Below are 14,387 nucleotides of genomic sequence, written 5' to 3' on the forward strand. Positions count from 1 at the left end.
TATGGGAAAAGAACAGAAAACCGGCAGAATGCAGGAGCTGGTAGAGTTATTAAACCGGGCAGGAAAAGCATATTATCAGGATGCGGAAGAGATTATGACAAACTATGAGTATGATGCACTCTATGATGAACTTCTGTCTCTGGAAAAGGAGACAGGTATTACTTTTTCTAATAGCCCTACAGTTAATGTGGGGTATGAGGTTCTGAGTGAACTTCCCAAGGAACGGCATGAGAGCCCCATGCTTTCACTGGATAAAACAAAAGATGTGGAGGCATTGAAGGAATTTACGGGAAATCAGAAAGTGGTGATGTCGTGGAAACTGGACGGACTTACAATTGTACTTACTTACCGGGAAGGACATCTTGTTAAGGCAGTTACACGTGGAAATGGAGAGGTCGGAGAGGTCATTACGAATAATGCCAGAGTATTTAAAAATGTTCCTCTTCAGATTGCATATAAAGGGGAGCTGATCGTTCGTGGAGAAGCAATCATCGGATATCGTGATTTCGAGAAAATTAACGGAGAGATTGCAGAGGCAGATGCAAAGTATAAAAATCCCAGAAATCTCTGCAGTGGCTCGGTTCGTCAACTTAATAATGAAGTGACAGCAAAGAGAAATGTAAAATTCTACGCTTTTACATTGGTGAAAGCGGAAGGAGTTGATTTTCACAATTCCCGTGCAAATCAGCTTGACTGGCTGGAAAGTCAGGGGTTTGATGTGGTAGAGCATATTATGGCGGACCGGGATAGTCTGGAACTGGAAGTTATTAAATTTTCAGAAAAAATCGTGGGAAATGATTTTCCGTCAGATGGACTTGTGCTAAAATATGATGATATAGCGTACGGACAGTCTTTAGGACGTACTTCTAAGTTTCCCAGAGATTCGTTTGCTTTTAAATGGGCAGATGAAACCAGAGAGACGGTGCTTCGGGAAATAGAGTGGAGTCCGTCAAGAACAGGGCTGATTAATCCGGTTGCTGTTTTTGAGCCCGTGGAACTGGAAGGAACTACGGTAAGCCGTGCCAGTGTCCACAATATCAGTATTATGGAAGAACTGGAACTGGGAATCGGAGATGAGATAGAAGTTTATAAAGCAAATATGATCATTCCTCAGATTGCCAGAAATCTGACCCGAAGTGGTGTGAAGGATATCCCTACAGTGTGTCCGGTCTGCGGAGGTGCAACAGAAATTCGTAAAGTGAGCAATGCTAAGACCCTCTATTGTACAAATCCGGAGTGCCAGGCAAAAAGGATTAAGTCATTTGCGCTTTTTGTAAGCCGTGATGCGCTGAATATCGAAGGACTTTCCGAGGCAACTCTTGAGAAGTTTATTGCCCGTGGATTTATTCATGACTATGCAGACATTTTTCATTTGAGCCGATATCAGGAGGAGATTCAGCAGATGGAAGGATTTGGAGAAAAATCTTTCCGAAATCTGACTGAAAGTATTGAACGTGCCAGAGTGACAACGCTTCCGAGAGTAATCTACAGTTTGGGAATTGCCAATATAGGATTGGCAAATGCTAAACTTATCTGTCGGGAAATCGGGTATGATGTGAGTCGGGTTATGGATGTGTCAGTGGAGGAACTGGGAGCAATTGCCGGTGTGGGAGAGGTAATTGCCAGGGCATATGTGGATTATTTCTCGGAGGAATCACACAGAAATTCCTTCATTTCTCTGTTGCAGGAAATTGATATTCAGACTGAAGAGGAGAATATGGAGGAGCAGATACTGGCAGGAAAGACTTTTGTTATTACCGGATCAGTGACACATTTTGCGAATCGTGGTGAGGTGAAGAACCTGATTGAAAGTCTGGGAGGAAAGGCAACAGGCTCCGTAACATCCAAAACAGATTATCTGATTAACAATGATGTGGAATCCACGTCTTCTAAAAATAAAAAAGCAAAAGAGCTGGGCATTCCAATTTTGTCAGAAGAAGATTTTCTTAAGATGATTGGAAGGATGTAATTATGAAAGAAAGGTAGAGTTATGTCAGAAAAAGATATTATCAACGATACAGAGATTGAAGAAGTAAAAGATGCAGGGGTTCTGACCGGAGAGTCCGGTAGAGAAGATGACAAAAAAGAGGAGTACGAGAAGGTATGCTTTATCTGTCACCGCCCGGAAAGTGTGACAGGAAAAATGATCGATCTGCCCAATCACATTTCTGTCTGCCCGGATTGTATGCAGAAGAGTTTTGATGTGATGAACAGTGGTCAGATTGATTTTAGCCAGCTGATGAATATGCCGGGAGTACAGGTTTTTAATATGTCTGATCTGGAGAAAACAATTCCTAAGAAGCAAAAGATAAAAAAGAAAAAAGAGGGCGAAGAGCGGAAACCGATTCTGGATATCCGGGATATTCCGGCACCACATAAAATTAAAGCAAAGCTGGATGATTTTGTTGTAGGGCAGGAGCATGCCAAGAAAGCAATTTCAGTGGCAGTTTATAATCATTATAAACGTGTGGCAACCGATACCATGGATGATATTGAAATTGAGAAGTCCAATATGCTTATGATCGGGCCAACCGGATGTGGAAAGACTTATCTGGTAAAGACATTGGCGAAGCTTTTGGATGTACCGTTGGCAATTACAGACGCTACGTCTCTTACGGAGGCGGGATACATCGGTGATGACATAGAGAGTGTGGTATCCAAGCTGCTTGCAGCTGCAGACAATGATGTGGAAAAAGCAGAGCAGGGAATTATTTTTATTGATGAGATTGATAAAATTGCCAAGAAGAAAAACACGAATCAGAGAGATGTGAGCGGTGAATCGGTTCAGCAGGGAATGCTGAAGCTTCTGGAAGGAAGTGAGGTTGAAGTTCCGGTTGGGGCCAACAGTAAAAATGCCATGGTGCCGCTTACAACAGTGAACACAAAGAACATTCTGTTTATCTGCGGAGGGGCTTTCCCGGATCTGGATGGTATTATTAAAGAGCGGCTTACGAAGCAGGCGACGATCGGCTTTAATGCAGAGCTGAAAGACAAGTATGACAAAGATAAAAAGATACTTGAGAAAGTGACCATTGAGGATCTTCGTAACTTTGGCATGATTCCGGAATTTCTTGGACGTCTTCCGATTGTTTTTACCCTGGAAGGACTGGATGAAGACATGATGGTGAAGATATTGAAGGAACCAAAAAATGCGATTCTTAAGCAGTATCAGAAGTTACTTGCACTGGATGAAGTTAAGTTGGAGTTTAATGAAGAGTCTCTGAGAGCAATTGCGAGAAAAGCGATGGAGAAGGATACGGGTGCCAGAGCACTTCGTGCTATTATTGAAGAATTTATGCTGGATATTATGTATGAAATTCCAAAAGATGATAACATTGGTCAGGTAGTTATTACCAGAGAATACATAGAGGGAACCGGAGGACCGATCATTATGCTGCGGGGGCAGGAAGTGCCGCGGTTAAATGGTTAGGAACGGAAAGGTATAGAATCAGGAATGCCTCATATACTTTGTAAAAAGTATGTGAGGTTTTTTATATGAATGGAGATGTATGCAGAACCCGGATTATATCGGAAGAATACCGGGATTTTATCTTCCCACTCGAGGGAGGAAGAAGTGCAATAAATCTTACGGATGATCAGATGTGTGTTCAGTATACCGGGATAAATTACAAGATTCTCTATGTGGATCAGAGGCTGGCAGATCCGGTGGATTTTGACAGATTTTCCTACAATACAGTCCCTCAGTGCTATACATTGCTGGACATGGATGCGTTGAATCAGGCTGGAATTATTTCTGTACAGAATTATCCGACGCTTCAGCTGATGGGACAGAATATCCTGATCGGCTTTATTGATACAGGAATAGATTATCAGAACAGAGTATTTCGGAATCTGGACGGAACTACGCGGATTGCAGGAATCTGGGATCAGACAGATCAGAGCGGAGAACCACCCAGAGAGTTGGCATATGGAAGCTTTTACGGAGAAGAAACGATCAATGCGGCTCTTCGAAGTGATGATCCGCTGGAGATTGTACCATCGGAAGATACACAGGGACATGGTACTTTTGTTGCCAGTGTTGCGGCGGGAGGGGGAGACGAAGCGAATCGTTTTCTGGGAGCAGCGCCGGAGTCGGTAATAGGAGTTGTAAAGCTGAAACCTGCCAAGCAGTATATGCGGGAATTCTATGAAGTACCGGAAGGAGCGGCCTGTTATCAGGAAAATGATATTATGCTGGGAGTAAAATTTCTTCTGGATCTGGCCAGAGAGCGGAACCTGCCTGTAGTTATATGTGTGGCTCTCGGAACCAGCTTTGGTGGGCATAATGGTACGACTCCTCTGGATATTATGCTGCAGTATTATTCCAATACATTGAATCGGGTTATTGTTGTCGGAGTGGGAAATGAAGCGAATCAGAAGCATCACTTTTTCGGGAAAATAAAAGATATGAGAGACCGCAGAGAGGTGGAGATTCAGGTAGATAATGACAGACAGGGATTTACCATGGAATTGTGGACGGAGCTTCCCAATATTCTTACGCTCTCTATTGTCTCGCCCTCGGGAGAAATTGTTCCTTCTATTTCTATAAAACAGGGAACCTATTCGGTATTTCGTTTTCTGTTCGAGGGGACAGAGGTAGCTGTGGATTATCGTATTCTGGTGGAGCGAAACAATTCCCAGCTGATTTTCTTCCGTTTTACCAATCCGGCATCCGGTATATGGAGACTGATCGTGGAACCTGTCAAGCTGGCGGGAGGGGAGTTTCATCTCTGGCTTCCGGTCAAAGAATTTCTTGCAGGTAATGTTATTTTTCTGGAGCCGGACCCGGATATCACCCTTACGTCCCCGTCTGTCATCAGTGCAGGGATGGCCGTGGCGTATTACAATGGAAAAGAGAATAGTATTGATATTAATTCGGGCAGGGGATATACTAGAACTGGAAGTATCAAACCGGATATTGCAGCGCCGGGTGTGGGAGTGACCGGAGCACTCCCGGGTGGGAGATTCACAGAGAGAACAGGTTCCAGCGTCGGGGCGGCGATTGCAGCGGGAGCTGCGGCCCTTCTCCTGGAATGGGTAGTATATCATACCGGAAGAGTCGGAGCAGATACCGTTCAGATTAAAAATCTTTTTATTCTGGGGGCAAATCAGCGGCCCGGACTAGAATATCCCAATCGGGAGTGGGGATATGGAACACTGGATCTATACGAAACGCTGCAGAGAATAAGAGAATTTTAAGGCAAAGGAGAGAAAGATAATGTTAGATTTTTTTGAAGATTTTGGAAAGAAGATATCAGATGTAGCCAGTGAACTGGGTAAGAAGACGAATGACACTCTGGAGATTCAGAAAATAAAGAGTGATATCCGTTCTCTGAAACGCGCGAATGACAGGGATTACATTGATATGGGAAAGGCAATTTATGAAAAATTCCAGAAGAGTGAAGTGATGGACATGGATCTGATCACATTTTGCGAGGCGATTGAAAAGCGGGAGGAAGAAATAGAAAAATATGAGGCGGAGATTGCAAGAATCCGCGAGGATAGTTGATGTTTTCCGGGTATGCCGCTTTGACGGCAGGTCTGTTTGGAACAGATATGATCCTGAAAAAAACGGTAGAAGATAAGTTGGAACCGGGAGAGGAGCGTAAGCTCTTTCATGGACGTATCCTTTTAAGACGGGTATATAATTATGGGGCAATGCTAAATATTCTGTCTGATCATCCGAAGATTATAAAATCGACATCCCTGCTATTGGGTGCAGGGATGCTGATCTGTGATATGGTTTTCTGGCCGCTCCGGGGGCGACATATTCAAAAACTGGGGCTTTCACTGTTTACAGGAGGCGCGCTTAGTAACATATTTGACCGGCTGATTCGGGGCAGAGTGGTGGACTACTTTGGAATTCAGACCAGATGGAAAAGGTTCACAGATATCACCTTTAATCTGGGTGATCTGTTTATTTTTACCGGTGCTCTGTTAGTCAGTGTGTTTCCGGGATTTTGTAAAAAATAAAGCTACATATGGAAAAATTCTGTAATCTGTTCACAGATAATATTCATTAAATGTGTCCGGGATTCTACGCTTGCCCACCCGATGTGAGGTGTGATAAATAACTTTCCGCTGTCTTTAATACGAAGCAGAGGATTATCGGGGCTCATGGGTTCCTGTGTCAGAACATCCAGTCCGGCTGCTGCGATTTCGCCCGTTTCCAGTGCGTGTGCCAGGTCCTTCTCTACTACGATGGCACCTCTGCCCAGATTCAGGAAGATGCAGCTTGTCTTCATTTTCTGAAATGCATGGCAGTCGATCAGTCCTTCTGTGTATGAACTAAGCGGTGCATGAACAGAGATGATATCGGACGAGGTGAGCAGGGTATCCAGGTCGGTCTGTCGGAACCCTTCCTGTGGAGCATTTCCGGAGGGGGAGGCGTAGATGACATCAGCTCCAAAGGCAGAGGCAATAGAGGCTACCTGACGACCGATATTGCCAAGGCCAATGATTCCCCAGGTCTTTCCGGTTATTTCATGAAAATGCCTGGAAAAATGAGTAAATTCTATATCGTTTACATATCTTTCTTCTTTGACATAGTCGTCGTAGTATTTCAGATTTTCAAGCAGATAAAAAAGCATGGCAAAGGTGTGCTGTGCAACTGACCGGGTAGAATATCCGGCTACATTTCTCCATGCAATATTCCTTTTTTCAAGATAAGGCTTATCCAGAATGTTTGTGCCGGTTCCGGTTACACAGATCAGTTTCAGATTATGAGCTTCGCCGATTGTATTCTCATTAATGGATACTTTGTTTACGATAATTACATCTGCATTGCGTGTGCGGATTCGAGTCTCTTCCGGGGTGGAAAATGCATATTTTGTAACATTTCCAAGTCTGTCAAAGGGAGAAAGATCGATGTCTTCACCTAAAGTCTTAAAGTCTAAAAAAACCAGATTCATTTCCAGTGTCCTCCTGAACATGTGTTGACAATTTTCTTTGTTTTACGATATATTGTAATACAAGACGCTGAAAAAATCTACGAACAGGATACAACAGGAGAATGATTGTGGGAAAGAAAAGTATAAATCAGAAAAAGAAACATCAGAATAAAAGAAAGATGATGAAAAAGATAATGGCAGGAGGCATGTTTCTTCTTTTAGTACTTTTAATAGTATGTATAGTTATGACCCGCGCTCCTGGAAAAAGTCAAAAGCAGGAAGCGCAAGAGGCTTTAAAAACTGAAATGCATACAGAAGAGAATAAGACCGTGGATGAACAGACCAGAAAAGAGGAGGAACTTCAAAAGGTCAGGGAACAGGCAGAACAGGCGGGATATCCGGAAAGTATTATTAAGCTTCTGGATAAAAATGAAGAAACACTTACCTTTGTAAAGGATTATGAAAAGAAGAAAGACCTTCCACCGGCGGATAAAATAGCAGATTCGATTGAAAAAGGAACCATCCCTCACTTGCTGCAATGGGATGAACGGTGGGGCTATCAGCCTTATGGAGGAGGAACGATTGCCACGGATGGCTGCGGTCCTACCTGTATGGCTATGGTTATCGCGGGACTGACGGGAGATGTGTCGGTGACTCCCTATGTGACAGCAAAATTTGGGGAAGAAAATGGCTATGTAGATGCGGAAAACGGTACGTACTGGGAATTCATGATGCAGGCGTCCAGGCCCTGGGGAGTAAACGTGATAGAGTCTCCGCCAGATGAGACATTGATTCAACAGGAGTTGGCACAGGGACATCCCATAATCTGTAATGTGATGCCGGGAGATTTTACACAGGTTGGTCATTACATTGTACTGACAGGTTATCAGGATGGAATAGTGACGGTAAATGATCCGTTCAGTATTAAAAATACAGAAAAAACCTGGGTGTATAAGGATATCGAGGATCAGATAAGAGGGATTTGGATATATTCTCTGTAGGATGTTGACATTCTGAAAAACGGGTGTTATATTACAAGTAGAACAATATTTCAGAAGGTGAAAATTATGACAGAGAAAAGAGATTATTATGATATTCTTGGAATCAGCAAAAATGCAGATGACGGGGCTATAAAGAAAGCATATAGAAAATTGGCAAAAAAGTATCACCCGGATACCAATCAGGGTGATAAGCAGGCTGAGCAGAGATTTAAAGAAGTGACAGAGGCATATAATGTGCTCAGCGATCCGGAGAGAAAGAAGATTTATGATCAGTTTGGCCATGCGGGACTTGAGGGTGGTGCATCCGGAGGGCCCGAGGGATTTTATCAGGGCGGATCCGGTGGTGCCGGAAGATTTTACCGCAGTACATCCGGAGGACCAGGCGGATTCTATCAGGAATTCCATTTTGGCGGAGATGATATGAGTGATATGTTTGGTGACATGTTTGGAAGTATGTTTCAGAGAAAGGGTGAGGATCTCCATGCAGAAATTACGGTCAGCTTTGATGAGGCAGCTTTCGGGTGTGACAAGATTATTACGCTTCAGGATGAGAGTGGTATGAGACACACTCTGCAGGTTCGTATTCCGGCTGGAATTGATGATGGAAAGAGTATCAGACTGAGAGGAAAAGGCTCTGCCGGAGTGCGGGGCGGTGAATCGGGAGATCTGCTTCTTAAAGTGAAAGTTATGGAAAAAGCAGGCTTTGAACGCCGGGGACTGGATATTTATACTACAGTAAAGATTCCATTTACGACGGCGGTCTTCGGCGGAGAGGCAATTGTGTCTACATTAAACGGAAAAGTGGTATGTAAGATACGGGAAGGTACTCAATCCGGCACAAAGATACGTCTCAGAGGAAAAGGAATTGTCTCTATGAATAATCCGAATGTTCACGGTGATCAGTATGTAACAGTGCAGATTCAGGTGCCGGAAGGTTTGTCACCGGAAGCGAAGAGGAAGCTTAAGGAATTTGAAGATATATGCAAAAGAGATGGAAAGGGAAGAAGCGGCACATATGCAGCATAACCCATTGAAAAGAAGAGACATAAAAAGGAGATGCAGTTTTTTGAAATGATAGCTGCATCTCCTTTTTTGGTGCACTCCGCGAGCATACGCATTGACGGAAAGCGGAATAAGGTGATATATTTTAATCTTAGAAAGAGTTACATTTTTTTCCAGAATGAAATATAGGAAAGGTTGTAGATTATGAGAAATAAACTAAAGAAATTGTTTGCATATTATCAGCCATATAAGGCACTGTTTTACAGCGATATGTTTTTTGCGATTCTGGGTGCGGCTGTTACTCTTATCATTCCGCTGATTGTCCGGTATATTACGAATGAAGTAGTGTATTTTGAACCGGGTCTGGCAAAATCATCGTTGATTACTGTGGGAGGCATCCTTATAGGATTGGTTTTACTGGAAATATTCTGTAATTTTTATATAGCATACTATGGACATATTATGGGAGCAAAGATGGAAGCAGATATGAGAAGAGATATTTTCGGACATTATCAAAAGCTTACTTTTGCTTTTTATGATAATCAGAAGGTAGGGCATCTGTTGTCAAGGATTACCAGTGATCTGTTTGATATCAGTGAATTATTACATCACGGACCGGAGGATCTTGTTATTTCTGTCATCAAGATTATAGGCTCATTCACGATTCTGATGACCATTAATGTACGTCTGGCACTGGTGGCATTTGCGTTTATTCCTGTGATGCTTTTATTTGCCTTCTATTATAATCGGAAAATGAAAAGGGCTTTTAAAAAAAACCGTGAGAAAATTGCGGATATGAATAGTCAGATTGAAGACAGCCTTGCCGGAATCCGTGTGGTGAAATCTTTTGCAAATGAAAAAGAAGAGATGCGTAAGTTCAAAGCCGGAAACGATAATTTTGTAGAGGCCAAAAAGCTCAGCTACAAATATATGGGAATCTATAATTCCGGGTTAGGGGCAATGACGACTCTGATCACAGTAGTGGTTCTGATTGTAGGTGTTGGAATGATGCTGTCCGGTTCTGTTGAACTGGCTGATTTGCTTACCTTCCTTCTGTATATTACGAATTTCACGGATCCGGTAAAGAAACTGGTGAGTTTTACCGAGCAGTTTCAGAATGGATATTCCGGGTTTGAGCGTTTTCTGGAAATCCTGTCTATTGCACCGGATATTGCAGATAAACCGGATGCGATTTCGGTAGAAGAGGTAAAGGGAGATATTGAGTTCCGGAATGTCTCTTTTCAGTATGAAGAGCAGACGGAGAAGGTTCTGAATCAGATTAATCTGAAAGTAAAAGCGGGGGAATATGTTGCGCTTGTAGGCCCTTCCGGTGCGGGAAAGACCACACTGTGCAGCCTGATTCCGAGATTTTACGAGGTATCCCAGGGAGCAGTTCTGATTGATGGTATAGATGTTCGGGACATGAAGCTGGATGATCTGCGCAATCACATCGGTATCGTACAGCAGGATGTGTATCTTTTTGCAGGAACCATTATGGATAATATTCGCTATGGAAAACCAGACGCTACGGATGAGGAGGTTGTAAGGGCAGCCAAATGTGCCAATGCCCATGAGTTTATTATGAATTTTCCGGATGGATATGACACAGATATCGGGCAGAGGGGAGTAAAGCTCTCCGGTGGACAGAAGCAGAGATTGTCCATTGCAAGGGTATTTTTAAAGAATCCACCCATTCTTATTTTTGATGAGGCTACCTCTGCTCTGGATAATGAGAGTGAGAAGGTGGTACAGGAGTCTTTGGAAGATCTGGCGGCAAATCGTACAACCTTTGTTATTGCACACAGGCTTACGACCATCCGTAATGCGCAGAAGATACTGGTGCTGACAGAAGATGGAATAGCTGAGCAGGGAACCCATGAAGAGCTGTTGGCAAAGAAAGGGATATATGAATCGCTGTATCATGTGAAATAAAATATTTTAATAATAGAAGAGGAGATGGAGAATATGAAGATTAGTGAGAAAAAACTGGGATTTGGTCTTATGCGTTTGCCGCTTCTGGATGCGGATAATGAAACCAGTATTGACATCGAAGAAACGAAGAAAATGGTAGATACATTTTTGGAAAAAGGATTTACATATTTTGATACTGCATGGATGTATTGTGGATTCAGGAGCGAAAATGCTGTAAAAGAGGCACTGGTGGATCGTCACCCGCGCGACAGCTATACACTTGCAGATAAACTGCATGCGGGATTTCTTAAGACCGAAGAGGACAGAGACAGGATCTTCTTTGAACAGCAGGCTAAGACGGGTGTAGATTATTTTGATTACTATTTGCTGCATGATATCGGATACGATCATTATAAGATTTATACGGAACTGGATTGCTTTCAGTGGATTCAGGAAAAGAAGCAGCAGGGGCTGGTGAAACATATTGGTTTTTCTTATCATGATAATGCAGAATTATTGGATAAGGTTCTGACAGAACATCCGGAGATGGAGTTTGTTCAGCTTCAGATAAATTATCTTGACTGGGACAGTGAGGGAATACAATCCCGCAAATGTTACGAGGTGGCAGAGAAGCACGGAAAGCCGGTGATTGTTATGGAACCGGTAAAGGGAGGAACTCTGGCGAATGTTCCGCAGGAGGTGGAGCAGGCGTTTAAAACTTATCATCCGGAACTGTCGGTGCCGTCATGGGCAATTCGTTTTGCGGCTGGTCTGCCTAATGTGAAGCTGGTACTCAGCGGCATGAGCAATATGGAGCAACTTCTGGATAATACAGGATATATGTCGGATTTTACACCATTGAACGATGAGGAACAGGCGCTGATTAAGAAAGCGGTGGAGGTTATTAATGCAAGTATTGCCATTCCGTGCACGGGCTGTTCTTATTGTACAGACGGATGTCCGAAGAAAATTGCCATTCCAAAATATTTTTCTCTTTATAATGCAGATAAACAGGAGTTGGAAGGGAAAGGATGGACACCACAGGGCGAATACTATAACCGGCTGACTGCTGTATTCGGAAAGGCAAGTGACTGTATTGGATGTGGTCAGTGCGAAAGAGCCTGCCCTCAGCATCTTCCGATTATCCGACATATGAAAGAAGTGGCAGAATATTTTGGAAAATAAAAGGAAATTTCCGGCGTTTCCCTTCTGAAATCAGATAAATACTGTTATTTTAGGCAGGCTTGTGCTATACTAATCTTATCTCTATGGAAGGCGTTTTGAAGGCCGACAGACGGAACTATATTGAACATAAGGGAGGCTTACGTATGAAGCTGGATATGCATTGTCATGTGAAAGAAGGTTCCATTGACAGCAAGGTAAGCTTGGATGAGTATATTACGAAGCTGAAAGAAGAAGGTTTCGATGGTATGCTTATTACGGATCACGATACCTATAAAGGCTATCGTCATTGGAAATATAATATGAAGGGAAAGGTACATGAGGATTTTGTTGTATTGAAGGGAATAGAATACGACACCTGCGATGCGGGACATATTATCTGTATTATGCCGGAAGGGGTGAAAATGCGCCTGCTGGAAGTTAGAGGACTTCCGGTAACAGTTTTGATTGACTTTGTTCACCGGCATGGAGGAATCCTTGGGCCTGCTCATCCGTGTGGAGAGAAATACCTGAGTTTTACAAATACGAAGAAGTTCTATAAATCACCGGAGATCATGAAGCGGTTTGATTTTGTTGAGGCTTTTAATGCCTGTGAGCCGGAAGAATCGAATGCGGGAGCAATGAAGCTTGCAGAGAAATACCGTAAGGTGGGAATTGGCGGAAGTGATTCTCACAGACCGGATTGTGTAGGAAAAGGATATACTATATTGCCGGAGAGGGTGACCTGTGAGACAGAGCTGATTTCTCTGATACGCAAAAAGGTACCGATAGAAGCCGGAGGCGTGATTTATGGGAAGACAACCAAGGATAAGATGGGAAAGATGAATAAACTTCTGGTGTATTCATTCTGGTTTTACAATAAAGGAGGGGAGATTCTCAAAAGACATAAAAGAAAACTGAAAGGTCTGACAGAGAATCCTATGAATCCCATTGATCCTATTGAGATACCTTATCTGGAAGAGATTAAGAGTAAATAATTAAGAAAAGGAATGGAAAAATGGCGGATTATAAAAAGATACTTCAGAAGCAGCGTGCATATTTCCGCAAGGGAGAGTGCAAAGATGTTGAGTTTCGGATTGCGGCTCTGAAGAAGATGTATGCCTGGATGTGCAAAAATGAAGCTCTCATAATGGAAGCTTTGCACCAGGATCTGCATAAGTCGGAGTTTGAGGCTTATGCTACTGAGATTGGGATTGTGAAGGAAGAAATCAAATATACAGTGAAGCATTTGAGAAGATGGGCATCACCCAGAAGGGTACCGACTCCGATTACCCAGTTTCCATCCAGATCTTTCATATACCCGGAGCCTTACGGAGTCGTACTGATCCTTTCGCCGTGGAATTATCCGTTTCAGCTTACGTTGGCACCTCTTGTAGGTGCAATCAGTGCGGGAAACTGTGCAGTGGTGAAGCCCTCTGCGTATTCGGCAAATACTTCTGAACTGATTGCACGGATGATACGGGAGATATTTCCACCGGAATACATAACGGTAATTGAAGGCGGAAGAAAAGAAAATGAAGCTTTGCTGAATGAGAAATTTGACTACATTTTTTTCACGGGCAGTGTAAATGTAGGGCGGATTGTTATGGAGAAGGCAGCAAAGCATCTGACCCCTGTAAGTCTGGAACTGGGTGGAAAGAGTCCATGTATTGTGGATGAGACAGCGAATCTGAAGCTTGCGGCTAAACGAATCGTCTGGGGGAAATTCCTGAATTCCGGGCAGACCTGCGTGGCACCGGACTATATCCTGGTACAGAAAAGTGTAAAGGACAAGCTGGTCAAATATATGAAGCGTTATATTGCGAAGATGTATGGCGCTGAACCATGCAGTAATCCGGAATACCCGAAGATGATTAATGAGAAACATTTTGAGAGAGTGACCGGATTGATGAAGGATACGAATATTCTGTGTGGAGGCGGAAGCAATGCATCAACACTGCAGATTGAGCCGACCATTCTGGATAAAGTCGCCTGGGAAAGTCCGGTAATGCAGGAGGAAATATTTGGTCCACTCCTTCCGGTTCTAACCTTCTATGATCTGAAGGAGGCTATTGAACTGGTAAATGCAAGACCGAGACCGCTTGCACTTTATTTCTTTACCAGGGATAAAGACAGAGAAAAAGAGGTATTGAAACAGATATCCTATGGCGGCGGCTGTATCAATGATACGGTGGTGCATCTCGCTACATCCTATATGCCATTTGGTGGAGTGGGAGACAGCGGTATGGGAGGATATCACGGAAAAGCGAGCTTTGAGACATTTACGCATCAGAAGAGTATTATGAAGAAGTCGTTGCTTGTGGATATTCCGATCCGGTATGCACCGTTTAAGAATAAACTGCAGATTTTGAAGAAAATTCAATAAAAGACAGGATAGGGGACGGTTCTATGTCCTATTTCA

The 14,387-nt window shown here is 43.2% G+C and carries 12 protein-coding genes; 11 read left to right on the plus strand and 1 reads right to left on the minus strand.

Annotated elements, in window-relative coordinates; translation table 11 throughout:
• The first annotated feature begins 28 nt into the window (after nucleotides 1-28).
• From ligA to ACQRCC_RS10300, 5 genes are all read left to right on the plus strand, one after another.
• Nucleotides 29-1,969, plus strand: coding sequence for an NAD-dependent DNA ligase LigA (gene ligA, locus ACQRCC_RS10280; RefSeq protein WP_427850736.1), 1,941 nt, complete (start codon nucleotides 29-31; stop codon nucleotides 1,967-1,969).
• 21 nt (nucleotides 1,970-1,990) lie between these two features.
• Nucleotides 1,991-3,430, plus strand: coding sequence for an ATP-dependent Clp protease ATP-binding subunit ClpX (gene clpX / locus ACQRCC_RS10285; RefSeq protein WP_427850690.1), 1,440 nt, complete (start codon nucleotides 1,991-1,993; stop codon nucleotides 3,428-3,430).
• 65 nt (nucleotides 3,431-3,495) lie between these two features.
• The gene (locus tag ACQRCC_RS10290; protein ID WP_427850691.1) at nucleotides 3,496-5,199 is read left to right on the plus strand and encodes a S8 family peptidase; all 1,704 of its coding nucleotides are present in this window, start codon (nucleotides 3,496-3,498) and stop codon (nucleotides 5,197-5,199) included.
• 19 nt (nucleotides 5,200-5,218) lie between these two features.
• A complete protein-coding gene (locus ACQRCC_RS10295; protein ID WP_427850692.1) occupies nucleotides 5,219-5,509 on the plus strand; it encodes a hypothetical protein in 291 nt (96 codons plus the stop codon).
• Nucleotides 5,509-5,973 carry a signal peptidase II gene (locus tag ACQRCC_RS10300; RefSeq protein WP_427850693.1) on the plus strand — a complete coding sequence of 155 codons (465 nt, stop codon included), beginning with the start codon at nucleotides 5,509-5,511 and terminating at the stop codon, nucleotides 5,971-5,973. Before ACQRCC_RS10295 ends, ACQRCC_RS10300 begins: the two co-directional genes overlap by 1 nt.
• 2 nt (nucleotides 5,974-5,975) lie before the next feature.
• Here the strand turns inward: ACQRCC_RS10300 and ACQRCC_RS10305 are convergent, their stop codons facing one another.
• Nucleotides 5,976-6,911 (minus strand): D-2-hydroxyacid dehydrogenase, encoded by a 936-nt coding sequence (locus ACQRCC_RS10305; RefSeq protein ID WP_427850694.1) that lies wholly within the window; start codon nucleotides 6,909-6,911, stop codon nucleotides 5,976-5,978.
• 101 nt (nucleotides 6,912-7,012) lie between these two features.
• Between ACQRCC_RS10305 and ACQRCC_RS10310 the strand changes: the two genes are divergently transcribed.
• The 6 genes from ACQRCC_RS10310 to ACQRCC_RS10335 all read left to right on the plus strand — a co-directional run bounded on the left by ACQRCC_RS10310 (nucleotide 7,013) and on the right by ACQRCC_RS10335 (nucleotide 14,351).
• Nucleotides 7,013-7,891 (plus strand): C39 family peptidase, encoded by an 879-nt coding sequence (locus ACQRCC_RS10310; protein ID WP_427850695.1) that lies wholly within the window; start codon nucleotides 7,013-7,015, stop codon nucleotides 7,889-7,891.
• Between the two features lie 66 nt (nucleotides 7,892-7,957).
• Nucleotides 7,958-8,917: a DnaJ C-terminal domain-containing protein gene (locus ACQRCC_RS10315; protein ID WP_427850696.1), complete on the plus strand. Its 960-nt coding sequence runs from the start codon at nucleotides 7,958-7,960 to the stop codon at nucleotides 8,915-8,917.
• 180 nt (nucleotides 8,918-9,097) lie between these two features.
• Entirely contained in the window at nucleotides 9,098-10,825 is a 1,728-nt protein-coding gene (locus ACQRCC_RS10320) for an ABC transporter ATP-binding protein (protein WP_427850697.1), read from the plus strand.
• A gap of 33 nt (nucleotides 10,826-10,858) precedes the next feature.
• Entirely contained in the window at nucleotides 10,859-11,989 is a 1,131-nt protein-coding gene (locus ACQRCC_RS10325) for an aldo/keto reductase (protein WP_427850698.1), read from the plus strand.
• A 143-nt stretch (nucleotides 11,990-12,132) separates the two neighbouring features.
• A complete protein-coding gene (locus ACQRCC_RS10330; protein ID WP_427850699.1) occupies nucleotides 12,133-12,963 on the plus strand; it encodes a PHP domain-containing protein in 831 nt (276 codons plus the stop codon).
• A gap of 20 nt (nucleotides 12,964-12,983) precedes the next feature.
• Complete coding sequence (locus tag ACQRCC_RS10335; protein ID WP_427850700.1) at nucleotides 12,984-14,351, plus strand: aldehyde dehydrogenase; 1,368 nt, start codon at nucleotides 12,984-12,986, stop codon at nucleotides 14,349-14,351.
• Nucleotides 14,352-14,387: the final 36 nt, after the last annotated feature.

This window comes from Sporofaciens sp. SGI.106 (assembly GCF_050314255.1).
Lineage (GTDB): Bacteria > Bacillota > Clostridia > Lachnospirales > Lachnospiraceae > Claveliimonas.